This window comes from Candidatus Proelusimicrobium volucris, assembly GCF_959605025.1.
GTDB classification, from domain to species: domain Bacteria; phylum Elusimicrobiota; class Elusimicrobia; order Elusimicrobiales; family Elusimicrobiaceae; genus Proelusimicrobium; species Proelusimicrobium volucris.
The window spans coordinates 50278-71834 of record NZ_CAUHCY010000007.1 but is presented as its reverse complement, the minus strand read 5'-3'; the positions used below and the strand labels follow the sequence as shown (position 1 = coordinate 71834).

Annotated in this window: 15 protein-coding genes; 12 read left to right on the top strand and 3 right to left on the bottom strand. The window is 44.9% G+C overall.

From position 1 onward, the window contains the following. Nucleotides 1–345 precede the first annotated feature (345 nt). Nucleotides 346–7392, bottom strand: coding sequence for a trypsin-like peptidase domain-containing protein (locus ACQY3M_RS06820; RefSeq protein ID WP_428067002.1), 7047 nt, complete (start codon nt 7390–7392; stop codon nt 346–348). Between the two features lie 135 nt (nt 7393–7527). On the opposite strand from ACQY3M_RS06820, the gene ACQY3M_RS06815 reads away from it, so the two are divergent. Then, the gene (locus ACQY3M_RS06815; protein WP_428067000.1) at nt 7528–10485 is read left to right on the top strand and encodes a DUF3078 domain-containing protein; all 2958 of its coding nucleotides are present in this window, start codon (nt 7528–7530) and stop codon (nt 10483–10485) included. A 270-nt stretch (nt 10486–10755) separates the two neighbouring features. Here the strand turns inward: ACQY3M_RS06815 and ACQY3M_RS06810 are convergent, their stop codons facing one another. Together ACQY3M_RS06810 and ACQY3M_RS06805 are read right to left on the bottom strand one after the other, a co-directional pair. Next, a complete protein-coding gene (locus tag ACQY3M_RS06810) occupies nt 10756–11649 on the bottom strand; it encodes a type IV pilin protein (RefSeq protein ID WP_428066999.1) in 894 nt (297 codons plus the stop codon). Between the two features lie 221 nt (nt 11650–11870). Then, on the bottom strand, nt 11871–12338 hold the full coding sequence (locus ACQY3M_RS06805) for a type IV pilin protein (RefSeq protein ID WP_428066997.1): 468 nt from the start codon (nt 12336–12338) through the stop codon (nt 11871–11873). A 150-nt stretch (nt 12339–12488) separates the two neighbouring features. Between ACQY3M_RS06805 and ACQY3M_RS06800 the strand changes: the two genes are divergently transcribed. The 11 genes from ACQY3M_RS06800 to ACQY3M_RS06750 all read left to right on the top strand — a co-directional run bounded on the left by ACQY3M_RS06800 (nt 12489) and on the right by ACQY3M_RS06750 (nt 21548). Beyond that, nucleotides 12489–13076 (top strand): ATP-dependent Clp protease proteolytic subunit, encoded by a 588-nt coding sequence (locus tag ACQY3M_RS06800; RefSeq protein ID WP_428066995.1) that lies wholly within the window; start codon nt 12489–12491, stop codon nt 13074–13076. 108 nt (nt 13077–13184) lie between these two features. After that, nucleotides 13185–13787, top strand: coding sequence for a hypothetical protein (locus tag ACQY3M_RS06795; protein ID WP_428066994.1), 603 nt, complete (start codon nt 13185–13187; stop codon nt 13785–13787). Between the two features lie 215 nt (nt 13788–14002). Continuing rightward, entirely contained in the window at nt 14003–15214 is a 1212-nt protein-coding gene (locus ACQY3M_RS06790) for a phage portal protein (protein ID WP_428066993.1), read from the top strand. Continuing rightward, nucleotides 15211–15828 carry an HK97 family phage prohead protease gene (locus ACQY3M_RS06785; RefSeq protein ID WP_428066991.1) on the top strand — a complete coding sequence of 206 codons (618 nt, stop codon included), beginning with the start codon at nt 15211–15213 and terminating at the stop codon, nt 15826–15828. The genes ACQY3M_RS06790 and ACQY3M_RS06785 overlap by 4 nt, the downstream gene beginning before the upstream one ends. A 163-nt stretch (nt 15829–15991) precedes the next feature. Continuing rightward, nucleotides 15992–16534, top strand: a complete 543-nt coding sequence (locus ACQY3M_RS06780; RefSeq protein ID WP_428066990.1) for a hypothetical protein — start codon at nt 15992–15994, stop codon at nt 16532–16534. A 134-nt stretch (nt 16535–16668) separates the two neighbouring features. Continuing rightward, nucleotides 16669–17172, top strand: coding sequence for an acetyl-CoA carboxylase biotin carboxyl carrier protein (locus ACQY3M_RS06775; RefSeq protein WP_428066988.1), 504 nt, complete (start codon nt 16669–16671; stop codon nt 17170–17172). Nucleotides 17173–17184: 12 nt separating this feature from the next. Continuing rightward, nucleotides 17185–17400 carry a hypothetical protein gene (locus tag ACQY3M_RS06770; protein ID WP_428066987.1) on the top strand — a complete coding sequence of 72 codons (216 nt, stop codon included), beginning with the start codon at nt 17185–17187 and terminating at the stop codon, nt 17398–17400. 9 nt (nt 17401–17409) lie between these two features. Then, nucleotides 17410–19692 (top strand): DNA translocase FtsK 4TM domain-containing protein, encoded by a 2283-nt coding sequence (locus tag ACQY3M_RS06765; RefSeq protein WP_428066985.1) that lies wholly within the window; start codon nt 17410–17412, stop codon nt 19690–19692. Further along, nucleotides 19689–20408: a LolA family protein gene (locus tag ACQY3M_RS06760; protein WP_428066984.1), complete on the top strand. Its 720-nt coding sequence runs from the start codon at nt 19689–19691 to the stop codon at nt 20406–20408. Before ACQY3M_RS06765 ends, ACQY3M_RS06760 begins: the two co-directional genes overlap by 4 nt. Continuing rightward, complete coding sequence (gene pgsA, locus ACQY3M_RS06755; protein WP_428066983.1) at nt 20405–21034, top strand: CDP-diacylglycerol--glycerol-3-phosphate 3-phosphatidyltransferase; 630 nt, start codon at nt 20405–20407, stop codon at nt 21032–21034. Before ACQY3M_RS06760 ends, pgsA begins: the two co-directional genes overlap by 4 nt. Next, nucleotides 21027–21548 carry a phosphatidylglycerophosphatase A family protein gene (locus ACQY3M_RS06750; protein ID WP_428066982.1) on the top strand — a complete coding sequence of 174 codons (522 nt, stop codon included), beginning with the start codon at nt 21027–21029 and terminating at the stop codon, nt 21546–21548. Before pgsA ends, ACQY3M_RS06750 begins: the two co-directional genes overlap by 8 nt. The last annotated feature ends 9 nt before the right edge of the window (nt 21549–21557 follow it).

The following is a 21557-nucleotide window of genomic DNA, read 5'->3' as shown; positions in this document are numbered from 1 at the left end:
TTCCTCCTTTTTTGCCCTTGCTGGGCACAGAGAAAATTTATCAAAAAAAAAAAAAACAGTCAAGCGTTTTTTGACTTTTCGGTAAACCTCGACGTACGACAGGCTTATTTCTCCCTCTTTTTACAATCCCTAAAATTAAAATTCAACAAAGAACTCTAAAAAATACAAGTCCAAATCGGAACAAGCGTTTTTACAATAAGATCCTCGCAAAAGGTTGGGCTTTAAAAAGTTTCAAACAATATAAATGAGAGTAAAATATTATAAAAAAGAGAATTTATTCGCACAAGCGGGTGCGCTACGCACAAGGGTGTCGCCAACGCACAGGGGGCGCTTATATATGGAATGTTAATTGTATCTGGGGCCGAAAAGCCCAAAGGATGCGCCGCTATTTTGAGCTTGCGCCATATCGGAAAGAAGGCCCTTTTCTTCCATAAAGTTATAAATGAAGGAGCCGAACTGTGTTTCAAAATCGGTATAAGATTCGCCTGTCATAAGATATGTCATCATATCCACCCTGGTATATATGCGGCTGAGATATCCGTCAAACCCGACGGAATAGAGCAAGCGGTTGCGCTCAGGGGTTTCGGTATAACCGCTAAGGCCTATCATAGGGATATCATTCAAACCGGCTTTCCTTAAGGTAGCGATGGTAAATATGCCGCCGCCCTTTAAGGATATATCACATATCACGGCTTTAGGCCTAAGGCCCGCGGCCACATCGCGCAAAAGCGGATCTGTTTCCGTATATCTCTTTACGATTACGCCCTCGCCGAAGTAACCGTCCTCGGCCAGTTTTTCAAAAAATTCCAAGATATAGGCTTCGTCGTTGGCGACTACCACCACATCGCCGGGCTTAAAAAAAGATTTTACGGAAGAAAGATATGTACCCTCGTCTACAAAAACATCGGGCTTACCCAAGAACTTATCCATATCCAAGTTTTCGGCATCGCGGTACTTTAAAGACTTCTGTTTAAATATTCCCCTATTCTCTTTATAAAGCGCTTCCCTTACGCCGTATAGTTCTTCCAGCAAATCGTCTATTGCCGGGTTGGAAGCGTCAAAATTATTCTTTAAATCGCGGATTATGGCGCCGGAAAGATCATTAAGTTCGTTTTTGTGCCATATAAGCATATTATCGTAGGATTTGCGATCGGCCAAAATCTCGTTTATTCTTGCGGAAAGTTTATCGGTCTTTGCCAATACGGCATCAAATTCCGCCTTTTCCGCCCCGCTTAGGGAATTGGCATAAGAAAGCGTACTCTGCGGAACTTTAAGCAATACGGGTTTTAAAGCGTCTTGCAGAACTTGTACATCTATATCCTTTTTACCTGATACCAACACCGCTTCTGAAGCGTCCGCCGAGGATAGCGTTAAATCTTCATACGGCGTAAATATTATTTCCCCGCCTTCAACTTTAAGTTCGCCCCATTGGGGTCTTCCCCCGATATTTAAAGCGGCAGAAATTTCCACTATCTCTGAGGGCGCAATATCGGCATTGCTGGATATGCCATGTATTTCACTCAAGGGGCCGTTATGCGGGGCAAAAGGTTTCACTTTCACGATAACGGGTATCTTGGAAGATCCGTTCCCCAAGTTGTTCAGCGCGTACATATAAGCGCGTTCTATGCCGTCTGCAAAGAAAAGGGCCCTGATGTCTTTGTTTTCGGCCTCACTGGCCGCAGCATAGCTGCCCGGGCGGGTATCTTGAACTCTTAATCCTATGGTGTTGATTTTTAATACGTCCGATAAATCTAAAGCCATCCCCCTATAATAATAACCCTTCTCGTTGAAATATTTGTCCAATGCGCTGTTTGACATTTTCTCAAGAGTATTGAAATCTACTGCATATTCGCCTTTATGCGCCATATCCAGTTTATATCCCGCCGCTGAGCTTACTTTCTTTCCTTCAGCCGCGGGGCCTATATCCAACTTTTGAGGTATAACCGTCTTTTCCGTGTTGATATTATACGGATTAAGAGTTTCGGGATATTCTATCGGTAAAACACTTTTTTCCTTAAGGCCCAATTTTACCAATTCCTTATCAAGTGTTTTCAAGTCATACATGTCACTTGCGCCAAAATACTCATAATCAAGCATTGAGAGTTTCAACTTCCCGTTAGGCGTGCGCCGCAAATACATATTCGCACCGATATCCGTATGGAAGAACCCCAGCCCGTTAAGCTCTTTATAAAAATTAACTACTTGAAGCCACTCTTCATCCGTTATAGGTATACCGTTGAGCAGTTTTATATCTGACGATTCCGCCGTAGCAAGAGATATACCTTCCGTATCAACGGGTTTTATTATAAACGGAATATCATATTTGTAGAATCTGCCGTTTACGGTACGAAGATCCTTCATCTCGGACTTTATTTGCGTCTGCAATTGAGGTGAAAGGGAAGACAAGTCCTTGGCTAAAAGCGAGGCATAATCTATATCTAAAAGATCATATTTGGCGGCCAAATTATTCTCCCTCATAATCGCGCCAATCTGCAAAGTGCGCTGTACTTCTTCCTGCGTTCCGTATTTTACGTAAGCTACCACATTGCCGTCCTTATCAAAAGAACGCCACACGGAACGTAACTGTTCGCCGTCGGTATCTACCCGCTCAACCTTTGCTACGGAAGCCCCGTCAAATCCCGGACGAACCGCCGAAGCATCAGGCTCTAAAGTGGCAGCAGCGCCCCTCAATCCACCGACATTCATCGCTTGCCTATGATATAATTCCGCATTGGTGTTTGCGGGAACAGATACCGAAACCTTATAAGGCCTAAAACTAAAACCTCCTTCATCAAGCCTAGTTAACTCGCCCCAGCGTTCTTTACCGCCGATGTTAAGTAAAATATTGTAGCGTTTTATCCGCTCGGGCGGTATATCCAAACCAGTGAACATACCGTGTACGTTTACGTGCGCCGTCTTGGGGCCGATGCCGGTAACATCAACCATTACGGGAAAACCCTTGCCGGCATCCAAGCTGGTCGTGGCATATCGCGCCGATACCGACGCATAAGGGCTAAACGATATCGCCTGAAGTTTTGTCCCCGGCGTAACCTGAGGAGCCAGTATCGCCAAATTCTTATCTGGCATATCCACTTTCCTAAGGCCGTTATCCATTATGTTTACAATCTCTTTCTCACTTAAAGACATACCCCTATGCGCATAAGCCCTGACATTGGTAAAAGGAAATGCGGGGTAACTGTCGGAAGGTTTTATCTCTACGCGGTACGGCTCAAGCGAGGAAAGTTTATAGTTCTCGCCAGTATAACTCAAAGGTATGTACACCCTGGGCAAAGCGCCTTTCTCATACAGGGAGGTTATAACCTTCTTAGGGCTCATTCTAAATACTTTCGTACCGAGCCAAAAACGGAAATTCTTCCAGCCTTCGCTCATCGGTTTTACGCCAGATACTTGAAAAGCTTTTTCCTCTCCAAATAGTCCTCCGCTCTGTAAAGCGGCGTCATCATGGGCCATATATGCCTTTAAAGACTGGGCCCCGCTTATATCGCGATATCGTTCTATTACATTGGCGTAATTTCTGCCTAGCGCGGGATAACGGGATGTAAAAGCATCAAAATCGAAGTGCGGATCCATAAACTTATGAATAAGCGACTGCCGCATAAAGTCCTTTATCACGGAATAACGCACCGCCAAAGTTAAATCCCGGCTCGGAATAATAATATTAGAAAGACCAAAAATCTTCCCCTCTTTTGATATGACAGGCGCACCACTGTTGCCCGGCGCCGTAGAACCGGAAAGACCATAATATCCCAAACCGTAATTTAAATCGCCTGGTTTATCGCCGCTGTCGAGATAAAATCTGTCAAACAGCAGTTTATGTTCTTTAAACGTAAACATCTCATTTTGGTACCCCGCGCTAAAAAGGGGCATTCCCACTTTGGGCGGCCGATATGACAATTCCAAAGGTTTGTATCCAGAAAGGAAATCCGCGTCCCTCGGAATAAGTATCGCCAAATCGCGGCCGTTTTGCGGACTTTGGGCAAATATATCCGCCAAAGATGCCCTGCCGGTGGGCGATATTATCCTTACGGGGCCGTAATTATCGGTAAGGACATGCCCGGCAGTAAGAAGAGCGTCAAAACCGCGGTAGTTTACATATGTGCCCGTACCGTATTTGTTTCCGCGTTCAACCTGAAAAACCGACGAACTTAAAAGAGATTCTTCGGGCGAAGGCAAAGAAGACAAATATCTTATGCTCTTGGAAAAGGATATAGTGCCAGCGCCGCCTGCGCCTTTATTGGCACCGTCCAATCCCTGAGCGGGAGAGTATCTGCTCAAAATATTGGAATAATAACTCTGCAAGCCGGGCAATTTGGATAAATAGGCATCTCTCAAAATTGGTTCAAAAAGCAGTTTCTTTACAGTTTCGGTAAAGAATTGGCGCATAAGAGGCAGAGGTATCAGCAGAATGTTCCCGATATCATCCAAAGAAGACATTATCGTACCGACCAGCGTGCCGTCAAAATCGCCCAAACTTACCGCTCCGCCGCTGCTGCCTGCCATTATGGAGCCCGGCGTTATCATATAGGAGTAATATTTATTGGCCGCATGGAAATAACGATTATCCAACATTTTGACAAAGGAAGTCTTATAATATCCTCCGTCCGGATAGCTGTGCCCCATTAACATCGTACCCGCTTCCGGCGCCGTCAGCCCTAATTTAAATGGGATGCGGCCTTTTAAGAAAGAACTGTCATCAAGCAAAATGGCCGCCAAATCATAGCCGGTATTGCGGTTTATGTTTACTACCCGCCCTTTGGCGTAATTGCCGTAGGTATCCCTAACTTGAACAAAATTCGCATCGCCCACGACATGAGATGCCGTAAATATTAACGGCAGGTCCAAATTGCCTTTTTGCAGATAATAGCCGCTGCCCAAACCGCCGCCGGAAGCCATCGGCGCGATTTTAAACGTCGCATTCTCGGGGATGAACGGAGCGCGGATCTCTTTGGGCATAAACAGCTGCGTATTATTCTTTACGCCGGATACAAGCACCCCTTCCCTCGCGCTGGCATAAGAGGGCCCCATTACTCTGCCTCCGCTTAATGCGGGAAGCAGGCTTAAACTCCTCTCTCCGCCGGCCCAACCCGCGCCGACGTCCGTGAAAGAAGCGTATCCGTAAGCCCCGTTTCTATAAGACCTTAGAGCGTTTTTAAGGCCGTCCATCCACGAGTAAAATTTATTAAAAAGCGCTATCCGCCCCTTTTCAAAGAAACCCAAATACGGGTAATAATTGGCAAAGGATATATTTAAATCTCTGACGCTGCCCGCATAATCAAATGCCGACTTTACTACGCCAAGCTCACCTGAAGTAAAAGGCTTTTCCGGCACCAAGTCCGGCATACCGCTCCTGTAAGCGTTATATTTGCTTATCAGGCTCTGCCCGGCCTCGCTGCGCAGCTTGGCACCCAATTCCACAGCCGCCTTCTTATTGGCGTATTGGCTTTCGGCCAACGCGGCACGGGCGGCGGCTTTGGGCGTTCCGACGGTTTGCGCGGCACTTTGCGCCGTCTTGCGCGCATTATCCAGCGCAACAAGCTGCTTAGCATTTAAATCGTTTTGCAGTTTTATGAAATCTCTAGGGCTTACACCTTTATTAAACAAACCCTTTATCCGCATTCCCGCCCGCAAGAAACTCCTCTTGGCCGATATATACGGAACCATCTTGGAATAATTAGCCTTTATATACGCTATTCTGGCACCCTTATCGGCTATCGACGCCGCTTTTACCGCAGTATAGGAAGACTTCGCCAAAGTAACGCCTTTAACACCCATTTTGAACAGCGAAACCCCACCCCATATAGCAAGCAAAATATCGGCGGAGTCGGCCGCCCTGCCTAAATAACCATAATTTTTTAAACGCGACCTTTTGGCACCTTCGCGCTCTTTATCTATTACCGCGTTTGAATTAAGTTTGCCCTTTATTGCTGGGTATTTGGAAAGGAGCGCCTTATCCAAATCGTATTCCTGAACGGCGGATATGTCCCCGAAATCCATATTGGCCAAACTTATCGCTTTATCTGGATAGCCCGCTTTGCCGTATATCAATGCACCCGCCAAAAACGGTTTAATGCTCTTTTGGGTATCGCGTTTAAATGCGTATTTCGCCAATAAATTATTGGCCTGTACGCTGTTGTCTTCCGCCAAAAGGCGAGCTATATCCGTAAAGGCATTGTAGTAGGCGTAATCGCTTGTATATTGGGCGAACTCTGAGGCTTGGCCCAAATATTTACCGCCCGAGTTTTTTATCTCGTCGGTATAATGCCTAAAGGTCAAATATTCATACCAGGCGCTGCCTTCCAAGTCTTTATTAGTATAGCGATCTAGCAATGTATCTAAAACGGCATAATTTTTGTTAGCAAGCAAAGAAGCAAAGCCGGAACTCAAGATATACGCAAACGCGCCGCCCTTTTCCGAACGTTGTATTATCCCTTTTACGGCCGAGCCGTAACGGCTGTCGTTTGCGCCGCTTACCAAACCGCCGCTGATTATGCTTTCTATTACCGAGGACAATAATACCTTTGCCGTTTTCCTCTTTGATTTATCGCTAAAGAAACCTATCGACAAAGCGTCAAGTTTTTGCCTTTCCAAACGCGTAACGTTATAGTTGTAAATCTCGGCCTTTTCCGAAGTGTTAAGCACGGGAACGGAATTGAAATCCGTCTTAAGTAAAATAGAAAGCGTTTCCGTACCTAAAACCGGGGCGCCTATTGTACGGACATAAGCTCTTACCACCTCATAAGCGTATTTGTCTACTTTATCGCTATTGGCAGTGCGCCAGGCTATTTCTTTAGAGGCATAATCCTTATACTCTTTGTAAGCCTTCTTTATAGGATAATATTCCTTTATTCCTTTAATTATGCCCGCCCTGTCTTTTTTGCAATCGGCACCGCAACTAGGGGACGCTATGTATTGGGAGGCCAAATCCTCGGCAAAAGCATTGTATTGTTTTTCAAATTGTTTATAAGGGAGCAAAACCTTTTCGCTGTAATAAGCAGACAAATAGGTTTTCAAAGCATTTTCCAATTTGGATATAGCCTTCGCACCGGCAGCTTTGACGTACATCGGCCATAAAACCCCGTATTTGCTTTGGCCGTATTTTTTTAGTTTGGCAAGATTTTTAGCTTCTTGGGAAGATGAGACCTCTTTCAATGCCGCTTTCTTTTGGGATGACAAAGCGTCTTCAAATTCATTGCCGCTTTCCGCCCTAAGATATAAGGCGTCTACGGCGGAAAGATCTTGCAGGTAAGCCTCTTCCAAGGAGTTGGAGGAAAATGAAAAATCCCGCTGTTCGGCAAAAAGAGGGGCCTCACATTCAAACAGTATAACGAATGCGATAAAAAGCGATAAGATTTTTTTTGTGCTTACTCTCATTGCGGACATAATATCCCCTTATATATCTTAATGATAACACAGTTGGCGAAACCCTACAAGGGAATTTGGCTCTATAAAGTTGTAGGCCCAAAGACCTATGTTCTTGGTATACATAAATGATATCATTAAGATAATATGATTTCGGCAAGGAAGATATACATTTTATTTTTTTCCTTTCTTATATCCGCTGTAACGCTAAATGCACAGTACAAAGATATAAGGATTGTTTTCTTTTCCGACAATTACACTTCCGCTTCCTCTCTGCAAAATACTTTTGAGCAGAAATTAGGGCAGCAAAACAGAGTATACGACTTGGACAAGGTAGAAAAACTGCCTGCTTTTTTTACCGGACAATCTTATATATTTTCCACAGAAGACGACACCGCGGAAGAGATATCCTCCGCACCGACGGATTTTCTCTATCGGGCCGCAGGCTCCAAAGACGTGATAGCGACAGATTCAGCAATACTCTTCCAACAGCCATACTTGGATAAGGAAATACGCAATATAGTCCTTAGCTCTTCTGACAAAAAAAACCCCCTCGCGCCCAATCTTAAACGGGTAAGGAACGGGCTCATCACATTGCCGGACAAAGCCGAGCTGGAAGTACTTACAAACTCCTCCGCGCCCAGACTTCAAAAAGGATTATGGCTGCCGGCAATTATGGTTAAATACACCTTGCTTAAAGATGAGGACGAAACTTTTGTGTATATCCTGCAAAAACCCTTAGGCGGCATAGGCGCATGGTTTAATCCCGTACAAAATATAGCCCGTACGGAAAATAAACCTTTGATAATAATCAATACCGGCGGATTGGAAAAATACGAAAGGCTCTCCGCACAGCCGGCCTTCCTCGCCAGATACTGGCAGACTATGGATACCGACGCCGTCGCTTTTAACCCTAAAGATTCTTTTATAATCTATAAAGGCGCGCTTGAATATCCGGAACTTAAAAAGATTTTAATAGCCAGCAATATAGAAAACATAGACGAAAATGAGCTAACGCCCTTCTCCAAAACCGCCTTAATCGAAAAGAACGGCCTTAAAATCGGGTTAATATCCTTAAGCGAGCCGGGCGCTTTAGACGGCGCCCCGGGAAGAGGCCTCCCCCTTAAAGTTACCCCGCCCCTAAACGCCGCGGCGCAATCAATAACAGACCTAAAAGAAAATCAAAAAGCCGATTTTATAATTTTGGTTTCCCATCTCCGCAGGAAAACCCTAAACGCCCTTTTGGAGCAAACAAAAGGTATAGATATGATAATCAACGCGGCAGACAACAGCGTAAAACCTTTAATCAAAAGCAGAGTGGAGCTTAAAGATTGGAATCTTCGAACTGCGCCCAAACCCGCCTATTCCGTTGATATCAGCCCGGATACATTGGGCGACATAACAATAAAATTCGCCTTGAATGAAAACGGTTATACCCCTGCCGTTATAGAAGATAATCCTCCGACAAATATTTTTGCAGACAATAATTTCAACAATGAATTTTACCCCGTCAACAAATACTTCTTTGACGATCGGCAAGACCCTGATAATGACTTCCTGCTGCCAAGTGCCAAAGATATAGCCTCCTTCACTGCAAAAGAAGGCATATCCTATACGCCTGCGGAAATATTCAATATGACCGCCGCAATCATAAGGAAAACCGCCAAAACGGAAGCCGCCTTCATAAGGATACTGCCCTTCAAGGAAAAAATGATAGGCGCTCTGACGCAAAATGACTTGGATAATATTATCGACTCAGAAGAGCCCGTTATTAAAGTTAAAATAAAGGGCAAACACCTAAAAAAATTATTGGATCTGTCAGACTTTGACGATCCGTTTTCCAACATCAAAGATTATGCTACCGGTTTTAGCCTCGCCGTATCGGGCGTATCGAAAAAGGATAAAACTTATTACATCAATACTTTAGCCGTAAACGACGATGAAATATACAGTGCGGCTTTTCCCGCCTCGCTTCTGAAAGAACGCCTGGCCCTGCCAGATTTATCCGCAAATGTAATACAGAGTAAAGAAACGGGGCAAAGCGCGCAGGAAATGGTAAACTCTTACCTAAAAAAATTAAGAGACGAGAATAAAGACAGAGCATTGTCCTTGGCCGAAGAATACCGCCGCGAACGGGAACTGAGGTTGCTTAACGATATGCCGCCGCAGGACGAAACGACGGAAGAACTGGACCTGAAAACCAGCCTTCAAGGCCCCATAGCCGCGGAACAATATTTTACTGAACAGGCAATGAAAGATTACGACAAAGAAATTTTCACCCTTATTCAAAATACGCCTCAGCCTTATGGCGCTTGGCGCTATAATTTGAGGAATCTTTCCCTCCTCTTTAGCAATACAGACGTAAAAAATGCAGATAAATATCAAGATTTTTCAGACAGCCGCCTAACCGCGGACGGACAAACGCTTATTCAAGGCTCTTTGGATTTTGCCGCGGAGTATTATCGGGAAAGAATACGATGGGATAATATTTTATCTTTAAAATACGGTCAAACCACATTAAGGCCTTATGACGAGGAAAAAACAAAAAGCGAAAACGCCGACACAATTTCGCTCGTATCGGAATATACTTATAAAAGCACAGACGTCAAAAATTTCCTTGGCGGTTTTTTGATAGGTCCATTCGCATCCATAGGTTATCAAACAGAATTCACCAGGACCGACGATACCCCAAGATACAAGGCCTTCAGGGGGCGCGCGGGCGTAAGATTGTTTGAAGGTAAATATATAAAAGATTTTTCTCTATCGCTTTCTCCGGAATTGGATTTTACATATCCACAAACCGCAACCAAATACGCTTGGCAAGCCGCGATACGGGTGGAACACCCGATAAACGAAAACTCAAAAGCGATTTACGCCGCTTCTATAAGAGATTTCTTTATGGTAAAAAACCCAAGCGAAACGGATATTTCCTATGAGTTTGATCTTTCCGCAAAAGTAGAAATGGAAATATTAAAATCCTTCTATATAGCACCGTTCATAAGCTACTATCAAGCGCAAGCCAGCAATTTTTCCGGAGCTGGAAGCAATTTCTATGTCGGAGTGTCCCTTTCCTACTCCAAACTATTCAAGCACCTTAAACTTTAAAAGATGCCAAGATGCTATCCTCTTCGGAAAAGTCTTCTTATCCATATAAAAATAACTTCAATATTTATAAACGATAAATCAAAAGGCGGCAAATGATAAGGGCAATTATTAGGGTGTGAAAGATTTTAGACGATTTTATTTTACTCAAATACTCGCCCGTTTTATTTGGAGGGTTATCTTCTCGTCTTAATTGCCAGGCAGCGATTTAGCTGATTAGAGATAAAAAATCCCCCGCGCTTCGCGGGGGATTATACAAACTATTAGAAAAGACTAACAAGGCTGAGTCCAGTCCTCAGGTACCCATTTGCCTTTGGTATAAGTCCTGCAGTAATGCACGCCGTCAATGGTATTCTTTTGGACTGTATTTTCCGGGCAGGCATTTTTATAGCAAGAATTGGTTGCAGCGTCATACCCCGTATAACCGGCAGCCGGCTGGGAATACTGCCACGTATTGCCCGAGCAAGTGAAAATGCAGTTATTTGCGGTCTTTGTATCACCGTTTTTACACTCGCCTTGCTCTTCGGGGGGGCAAGATACGCCGCTATAATCGCAAACACCGGTAAGGCTATTGCAAGTACCGCTTATAGTACTGCCGTCCCAACACGTTTTAGTGCAGCTGCCGCAGTCTTTGTCCGGCGATGGAGTGATACCGGAGCCGCCGTCCCCGCCGGGAGCGACATATTCACAGCCGACGCTGTCGGTAGATACCAAATCCGAGAACATTGAGCATATTGTGCTGTTCTCGCCATTGATGCAGCCCGTGGCTTGTGTTTCCACATTCTTTACCAATGTGTAATTTTCCCCGCTTCTGTTGTTTACCGCAGAGATACAGGCATCGCTTAAAGTATAATCAAAGCTGCCGACGGTAGCGGTATTGCCTTCCGTAGTGGTAAGACCGGCGATCGGTACATTTAAATCTTTGAACGTTGTAGCGTATGTTTCGTTATTGAGCATATAATCCTGTTGCTTTAACGAAACGATATTCAAATTGTTCAAAGCATCGGAAACCCTGCTCTTCTTGACGGATTTCGTATATGAAGGCAAAGCTATTGCCGCCAATACTCCTATTACCAAAACTACAACCAAAAGTTCAGTAAGGGTAAAACCTTTTTTGAAAGGTTTGGAATTGGCTAATTTTACTAACTTATCCAATGATTTTCTCATAGTGGAACCCTCTTCCAAATGTAAATATTTAACTTCTTACATTATATTTTACAAAAAATGTCTTTTTTATCAAGCGAAATTTGAAATCAATTTTTCTCAGTTGAAAATACGGCGTTTAATTTTTTTAAAAGAATGTTTTTATCACTGGTACTTCGGAACAAAAAGATAACAAAAAAAGGCCCGCCGAAGCGGGCCTTTTAAAACTAATATCGTATGTCGTATTAGTTGGAGCCGGTCGGCAAGCCGAGCGATACGCAGATACCCGTTACGGAAGCGCCGTCCTCACCGGTCGTGTCATTGCAGACTACTCTGCCGGTATAATAATACCTGGTAAGAGTATACTTTGCGCTGCCGACTCTGGAAGCGGTAATATGACCGCTATCGGTATCGGAACCGGAAACGCTGATGGCGAAGTTATTGGTGTTCCAAGAACCGCCGCTTACCGGGGAACCGTTAACGTCCGCGAATTCAATATCCAAAGAACCCAAGCTCGTAGGATACTGATTTTGGGAAGAAACGAGTCTCGCTCTTTCCATAGCGGCGGCTACAGAACCCATGATGGACAAAGCTTCCGTAGCTCTGGATTTTTCTACCGCTTTAAAGTATTGAGGCAACGCCACGGCGGCCAAAATACCAATGATCAATACGACGACCAACAACTCGATAAGGGTGAACCCTTTCTTATTCATATAATACCCTCCTAAGGTATAATAAGTAATAGCCTTGCTGGCTACAAAAATAATATACACTTAATAGCGAACATTGTCAACCATTATCTATGCCGATTATTTTTGTAAAATAATTGTAATATATTTTTAAAGCATTATAAAGGAGCAACAATGATTATACCTACCATAATAGAAAAGAATGTCGGATACGATATTTTCTCCCGCCTGCTCAAAGACAGAATAATATTCGTCGGCGGGCGCGAAGGCGAAGTAAGCACGGAAGCCGCAAATATGATTATAGCCCAGCTTTTGTATTTGGACGCGGAAGATTCCTCCAGGGAAATAAACCTCTATATCAATTCCCCCGGCGGACTTGTAACCGCTGGCTTGGCGATATACGATACGATGCAATATATCAAAGCGCCGATAACCACGATATGCATGGGCCAGGCGATGAGCTTCGGCGCGGTGCTTTTGGCGGCCGGCTCCAAAGGCAAGAGATACGCTTTGCCGCATTCCAGAATAATGATACACCAGCCTTTGATATGGGGCGGCGGTATATCTGGGCAGGTGACAGATATTGAAATAGAATCTCGCGAGCTGCGGGAAAACAAGGAACATCTGCTTGACATTTTGGCACACCACACGGGCCAGGACAAGGAGAAAATCCGCCTCGACAGCGAACGCAATTACTATATGTCCGCGCAGGAAGCCAAGGAGTACGGCATAATAGATAAAGTGCTGGATTTGAAAAAATAGATATGGGCAATAAGACCTATCTTGGCCTAGGTCTAAATTCTCTTGAAGAGCAAATGGCATATCACATATAATAATCGTAAGAAGTTTAATTTAAGGAGAGGAAAGATAATGAAAGCAATAATTTTAACCGTTCTTGTTTCTTTTACGGCGCTCTGCGCCAACGCTATGGATTTGACCGAGCTTAAACAGAATATGAAGATGAACGCGGTAATATCATCACGCGCCGTCGCAAAATCCACGGCCGATTCAAAGGTTGTCGAATTTATCGGATACAGCGAGTTCACCAAAGGCTCCATTGAGGTAAAACCCCAGCTTAAATATGCCGGGAAAAATATAGAGGTTTTCTTTTTCATGATAGACGACGCTTTGGCTTATGCCTATGACAAAAGCAAAAAATACGACAAAGTGGAAGTAAAACTCGTAGTGGACGATAAAGACATCACTTCCCCCGACCCGCATCACCTTGTGCCGGTATATGCAAAAATTACGGCTTCAAAGAAAGGCAAAACTGTGGAAGAGGGATTAAAGGAAGTTTTCTCCGTGGAACTTTTGGAGATATGGGACGTAAACAGACCTGTAACCCCGAAGTATACCACCCCGACCAGAACGGGCGACCCGCATTACAATGAATTTGTGGAGGAAGAAACTGCCCCCAGCACAAAAAAATCTGAAGAGAAAATAATCTTTGAAGATCGCTACCACAGATTTTAATTTTTGGACAAAGACTAAATCCTCGCCGTTTGGCGGGGATTTTTTGCTCCGATTTTATTTAAACCAATTTCATCTAAACGACTGTCCTCCGCGCCGTCAAAGAATTTGGGAAACATTCTCCGCCCTTTAAAAACAAAGAAAAATTTGCTATATTGAATTTGGAGAGCCGCCGCGATTTAAGGCGGTTTTTTCACGCCCGCCGAATATACTTGCCAATGAAAATAATAGAAAAACTTATCAAAGGCCTCTCCGCCAAAAACGGCAGCGGGGAACATGCCCTCGACATTCCCTTGTTTATGGAATACAGCGCACCTTACCTAAACGAGGAAAGACTTCCCTCCGCGTCCAGCCACAATTACGCGCCTTATGTGGAAGCCTACGGCGAAAAATCTTGGATATACGCCTGCGTAAACGTCATAGCGGAGACGGTTTCCTCCGCGGAATTTAACCTTAAAGACGAGCACGGCCGCATAATCTCCGCCCACCCAGCACTTGACCTTATGTACCGCCCCAACAAAATAATGAGCGGCAGATTTTTAAGACAATGGATAACCGCCAGCCTTGAGCTTACGGGCAACGCTTATGTCTTAAAAGATTCAATCCGTCCAGACGGCACGCCCGCGGAGCTCTTCCCCCTCTTGAGTCAACTGGTGGAAGTAATACCGGGCAAAAATTCGCGCAACCCCGTACAAGGCTATAAATATAGGGCGGGCTCGCAAACGGCGTATTACAAACCCGAGGAGATAATCCACTTTAAATATTTCAATCCGTTTGATTTTTTCTACGGACTATCACCCATATCCGCGGCCAGGCGCGCGCTTGAAACTTTAGACAAAGCCGAAACTTTCAACCGTGCTTTCTTTGATAATTCGGGCACTTTGTCGGGCATTTTGCAGACGGACGGGCGGCTTGATGAGGCCTCCCGCAGCAGAATAATGAAAGCCTGGAGCGACAAATATCAAGGCGCCGGCAAGGCCCATAAAGTTGCGCTTTTAGAAGGCGGGCTAAAATGGCAGAACATATCTTTAAGCCAAAAGGATATGGATTTCATTTCTGGCATAAAACTAAACCGCGAAACTATACTTTCAATCTTTCACGTGCCGCCGGCGCTTGTCGGCCTCTTTGACCACGCCCCGCAATTCAACACCAAGGAGCAGCAGCGCATTTTCTGGCAGACCTGCGTACACCCCAAACAAACATTGATACTGGAAACCTTAACGGAATTCCTGCTGCCGGATTTCGACGCCGGACGCACATTGTATTTTGACAAAGACGCTTCTTCCGTATCCTGCTTAAAGGAAGATATGCTAGAGCTCGCTCAAGCGGCGAAAATATATCACGAAATGGGATACAACAAAGCGGAGATATCGCAAGCTTTAAATCTCCCATTCGGCGGCAAAGTAAAAAACAACGGAGCAAAAAAATGAGTAAAACGAAAATAAAAGGAACCATAAATAAACCCGCTTTTAAAATAGCGGCCCTGCGCCAAGGGGCCGTAAAGGAAGAAAACGGCCTAATATTTATAGAGGGCTACGCAAATACAAAAAACTCGCCCGACAGATACGGCGACATTCCCTCGCCTCTTTCAAGCAAGCGCGACTACGTATACGAGCTGACGCAGTTCAAAAAGAACCCCGTCCTCTTGATAGATCACATCAACAGGTTGGACCATTTGGCGGGCTCAGTCACCGAAATTTACGAAGACGAGAAAGGTTTGTATTTTAAAGCGGTCTTTTCAGCCTCGCTGCATCCGACTGTGGCCCATGCGAGGAAACTATATCAGGAAGGGCACGCCAAAGGCATAAGCATAGCGGGCAGATTCCACTACGAAGACCCACAACGTCCCAATGTACTGACCTTGGCGGAAATATACGAAATCAGCCTCGTAGCCGTCCCGGCCGATCCGAACAGTCTGGCGGAAGTAAGCGAACAAAGACCTTGCGAAACGGACGAGCAAACGCCTTTACAGGAACAGGATGAGAAGGCCGCTCTGCTCAAAGAAGAAATCAATGCCTGGATAGAGGATCTGAAAGAGGATTAAATAAAAACAATCCTGCGCACCCCGTATAAAAGCGGGGTGCCGCGTTTTACAGACACAAATATTATAATAAACACGGAGTACACAGCCAGCCTATGGACAAATGATTGATATTTTGTTTTAATTCACCTATAATATCTATATATTAAAACGGGACGGATCGGGTATGAAAAATACAATCTATATTTTGTCTTTTTTGATGCTGAGCGCATTTTTTGCGCCGGTTCTTCACGCTCAAAGCATAGAGCAGATATCTTATATTCCGGTAAAGCGCGGCAATTATAAACAGCTTATGGTGAAAAAGAGAGCCTATTTCGGCGGAGATTTGACAGTACGCAACACCTTAACTTCCCACGCGACATTCCTGAATATGACCGCAAACAACAGCCTGACTTTCAGCGGCAATCCCAGTATAAATGTGAACAACAATGTATTCCTTTCCGGAACAAATCTTTCCGTAACCAATGCCGTGAGAGTTTACAGCGGAAATATCCTAACCATACGTGCGGGCACAAAAACCGAAATCGGCAGAATAACTGGGCCGACCACAGTGTACTCCCAAAATTTGAATTTATCCAACGCCAATACAAGGATAAACAATCTTTATATAGACGGGCTTCTTTATCCAAGCTCTTGTGCGTATAAATGGCAAAGCAACGTGGAAACCGCAGGCGGCGGCAAATATACAATACTTAAGTGCGCGGACTAACGCAAACAAAATTTCGCCCAAACCGGCAGATCAAATCTGCCGGTTTTTTTAGGGCAAAAAAAGAGCTGCTAAAAATTGGCTTTAATAATTCTAATTTAGTAAAATATATACATAGAAATATAAGTGAGGTTACTATGCCAAAAACCATAAAGAAAGTATCCGGCGCGAAAACGGCAAAGCCGTCCGCGAAAACAGCGCTGAAAGACACTCCGGCATTATCGGAAGTTAAACAGATTTACAAATTTATGCAAGACAATAATCTGGGTACCGTCGATTATGAAGAGAAAGGTACTCATATCAGGCTTGTCAGAATGCCGCCGGCTCAAGTTGCGGTACCGGTAGCCGCGGGTGCCTCGGGCTCTATTGAGCAGGAACAAACCTCGGCCAAGCCGCAATATTCCCAGACGATAAAATCTCCGCTTATGGGTATTTTCTTTAGGGGTTCTTCCCCCTCCGCACCACCGTTTATCAAAGAAGGCGAAAAAGTAAAAGCGGGCACGCCGATTTGCCTTATTGAAGCTATGAAGGTATTCAATGAGGTTAAAGCCACCAGCGACTGTATCATAAAGAAAGTATTGGTGGAAAACGGCCAGCCGGTAAAACCCGGCGATTTGCTTTTCGCGATAGAAAAGATTTAATTGGCGGTATTTATGCCTTTCAGAGAAAACATTGAAAATATTTCCGCTCGCATATACGAGTTTTTAAAAGACAAACAAGAAGCGACGTCTTGGCAGATAAAGCTATCGCTGAACATATCCAGTTCGACGATGTATTTGGCTTTGGGCTCGCTTATGCAAAGCGGAAAGATAACTATAGAACCTGACGGAATTAACTATAAGATAGCTAAAACCCCGCAGCAGAACTAAGGGGTGTTTGTGGCTTACAGGACTATACATAAAAGATCTAAAAGTAAGAAACCCGCGCGCAAACAAGGACAAGGTTTGGGCTTGTTGGCGGTGTGGGTTTTTTCTTTGGCTTTTTGTATGTGGCTTACCTGGGTTCTGTGGATAGGAGTCCAAAACGGGCCGAGCGGAAAAGCGGTGCACGATTGGCTTTTTGGCAAATTTGGGCAAATATCTTTGCTGCTGCCGCTGTTTTTGATGTATTGGCTGGCCAGAACGATAAAGAGCAAAAAACTGTCGGTCTTTACCTCTCTGCTGGGATTTTTCTTTACTTTTGGCGGGCTTTGTACCACGTTTACCTTCCTTGGCAGTCTATTCCCCAAAAGTTCTATAACGGGTGGTGCGTTCGGCGGGTGGATATTTGAGTTTGTAACCTCTATTGCGGGCAAAGTCGGGGCGATAATTTTCGCTTTGGCGTGCGTATTCATAGGGCTGCATATACTTTTTGCGATACCGTGGCTGGCAACTTTAAGAAAAACTAGGGAGCTTTTAAGCGAGGATTTCAACTCTTGGATGCAGGCGCGGGCGGAATTTAAAGAGAAAGTGCAAGAAGCCAAACGCGAGGAAAAGCAAAACCAGCCCAGACGTGTAATACATGAAACCGAGGAACCATTAAAGGAACCTCTGCCCGAAAGGCAACCGCCTAAGATAAGCCGCCCCGTAGCGGAAATGATAAAAATGCCGCCGCGTCAAAACACTCCGCTTCATCATATAGAGAAAGAGGGCGAAAGCGCTTCAAAAGAGAAGAAAGCGGGCGAAGATTTTATTCTCCCCCCATTGGATTTGCTTAAAGAACCTTCCACAACCAATATAATCGGCCCGACTGACGAGGAAATCGCCGCGGCTACAAAACGCCTGGAAGCCACTCTTAAAAGTTTTGATATAGCCGCCAGCGTAACGGGCGTAGCCCCCGGCCCGGTAGTTACCAGATATGAAATCAAACCCGACCCTGGCGTAAAAATAAGCTCCATAGTATCAATATCAAACGATATAGCTTTGGCGATGAAAGCGCGCGGCATAAGGGTTGAAGCGCCTATCCCAGGCAAAGACGCCATCGGCTTTGAAATCCCCAACGACAAACCTTTGATGGTAACCATGCGCGAGATTTTGCAAGACACAAGCTTCGTCAATTCCAAATTCAAAACGACCGTAGCTTTGGGCCGATACGCCGACGGCATGCCCGCCACTTCCGTACTGGCCAAAATGCCGCACCTTTTGATAGCGGGCGCGACCAACAGCGGCAAAAGCATCTGCGTACATTCCATAATCATATCGCTTTTATACAGGGCCAAACCCAATGAAATCAAATTCCTGTTGGTAGACCCAAAACGCGTCGAACTGACTTTATACGAGGGTATCCCCCACCTCTACGACCCGAAAACCGACTGCGAAGACGTCAGCGTGGTAAAAGACGCCAATGGCGCAGTGAAATCCTTGCAAGCCTTGGTAAAGGTAATGGAAAAACGCATGAAGATGTTCGAATTCGCAAAGGTAAAGAACATTGAAGGCTATAACGCCTGGGCGGAAAAAAATAATGAGGAAAAAGTATTTTATATAGTGGTAATTATCGACGAAATGGCCGATCTTATGTTGCAAACCAAAGCCGCGATAGAAGATTCCGTCCAAAGGCTTACGCAAATGGGCAGGGCTTTGGGCATACATCTGATTTTATGTACGCAAAGGCCGTCCACCAACGTGATAACGGGCGTAATCAAGGCGAATTTGCCCTCCAGAATAGCTTTGCAGGTAACATCAAAAATAGATTCCAGAGTCGTCTTGGACGCCAACGGCGCGGACGCTTTGCTCGGCAAAGGAGATATGCTCTATTTGGGTATATCGGACCCGAAACCCAAACGCATACAAGGCTGTTACATATCGGAAGAAGAAATAACGAAAGTGGCCGATTTCCTAAGAGCGCAGGGCGGCCCGGATTATCCGGTGCAGGTCCAGCCCGAGCAAAATACGGCGGGCGGAAGGCCCGGGGAAGGCTTGGGTACTTCTCCGGAGGAACTGCTGTCGGCTTTAAGACTTATAAAGGAAAGAAGAAGAGTATCCCAAGATTTGCTTAAGGCGAACTTCGGCTCCAGCGCACGCGCGACTAATATCCTAAGCGTATTGGAAATGAAAGGCTTTATCACCAAGCCGGAAGGCTCCAACCGCTGGGAAATACACTTTGACGCCATCGACGAGCAAATAGAGCAGCTGCAAAAAGGCCCCGCCGCGCAGGATACTCAATACGATACGGTGTACAAATGAAGAACATATTTCTGATAATCTTTTTACTTTTGCCTGCCGTTTTTGTAAACGCGGCCGATGCGGGTGCGGATAAAACCGCTCCGGCCAAAGCCGAGGCCGGCAAAAAACAGAACGAGAAAACCGCTCCTGCAAAAGAGCGGGCGGATAAAAAGCTTTCCAATAAAAGCGCCGCCCTTACGGCAGATCAAGCTCTTGCGGGGCTGATAGCTTGGGACGGCAAATTAAAAACTTTGCAAGCGGATTTTACCCAAGCCACTACTTTTGAAGGCACGCCGATATCCTCCTCGGAAGGCAGGATATATAAACAAGGGCAGAATATACGCCTTGATACTTTTGAAAACGGCGTTCTCTCGCAAAGCGCGCTGACCGACAAGAAAGTTATAAAAATCAAAGACAGCCAAGGTGAAATTATTACCACGATGGCCTGGGCCGATTGGGAAGCGGGCCAAAGCAACAAGGCTTTATTTGACTTCGGCAATTACGGCAAAGCGGTAAAAGGCCATAAAATAAAAGATTTTTCTGTCGGAAACGACGCCTTAACTTTAACTCTTACGCCCGAAAAAGAACAAGCGGGCGGATATGAATTGACTTTCAAACTCGACCCAAAAGATTTTTTTGTTAAAGAAATATCCTTGGAAAACGAAGGCGTAAAAACCACCACCGTTTTAAAAGGAACTCAAAAGAATATTAAATTAAAAGAGAGCATATTCAAATGAAATTAAAGATGACGCTTGCCAACAAAATAACTTTGATAAGGGCGGGAATGTCGATAGTAATGTTCCTGCTGATGATAGCGGAAAACGGCTTTGCGATGATAGCCGCTTCGCTGATTTTCGGCGTAGCGGCCAGCACAGATTGGATAGACGGCCGCATCGCAAGAAGCACAAATACCGCCACGCCTTTCGGCGCGATAGTGGATCCTTTTGTGGATAAAGTATTGGTCGGCGCGGCGTTCTTTGCGTTTACGGAGGTGTCTTATATCAATGTCCCGGTGTGGGCGGTATTCGTGATAATACTAAGGGAATTGATGGTATCTACTTTGCGCGTATTGGCTGCCTTGGATAACCACGTAATGGCGGCCGAACGCTGGGGCAAATTCAAAACTACCGTACAGCTTATAGCTTTGGGCTTGATATTTTTTATAGCGGACGTCAAACTGCTTTTGCCTTTGGCGGACGGCTCTTTAAGGAATGTTTTGACTTTCCTGGATAATCTGCTCGGCACTTTGCCTTACTGCATTACGGTGGTAACGGCGCTGGTAACGGCTTTGAGCGGGATTTCGTACCTAAAGAACAACTGGGCTATGTTGGTAAAATCTTGGAGCTTGCCGGTAAATGACTAATTTTTGCCTTAAATTCTTCGCCACGGGCGCATTTATAAGCTATATTCCCACTGCGATACTGAGAAATAAGAAGAACAGCGGCGCAGGCCTTCTGGGCACTTTTGAGGCTTTTGTTCTCTACTTGTTTTTTATGCCAAAGGAGCCACTTTACCAGGCGATGACAGTACTGGGGGTAATACTCATATCCGTATATGTATCGGATAAAGTAAGATTTAAAGACGAAAAGAAAGATAACCCCAAAATCGTCATAGACGAAATAGCCGGATATTTTACCGCAACCGCCTTTTTGCCGAAAGAATTTCTGATAATGGTTTTGGCCTTTGTCCTGTTTAGGATTTTTGACACGACAAAATTATCCTTTATAAAGAAAGCGGAAAACTTCGGCCAGAACCTGCCGGAAAAGACAAAAAGCAAATACTGCCTAAACGGCGCGGCCGTCGTTTTGGACGACGTGCTGGCGGGTATCATATCAAATTTGATAATATGGATTTTAATATATCTTAATTTATTGTAAAGAGGTTGA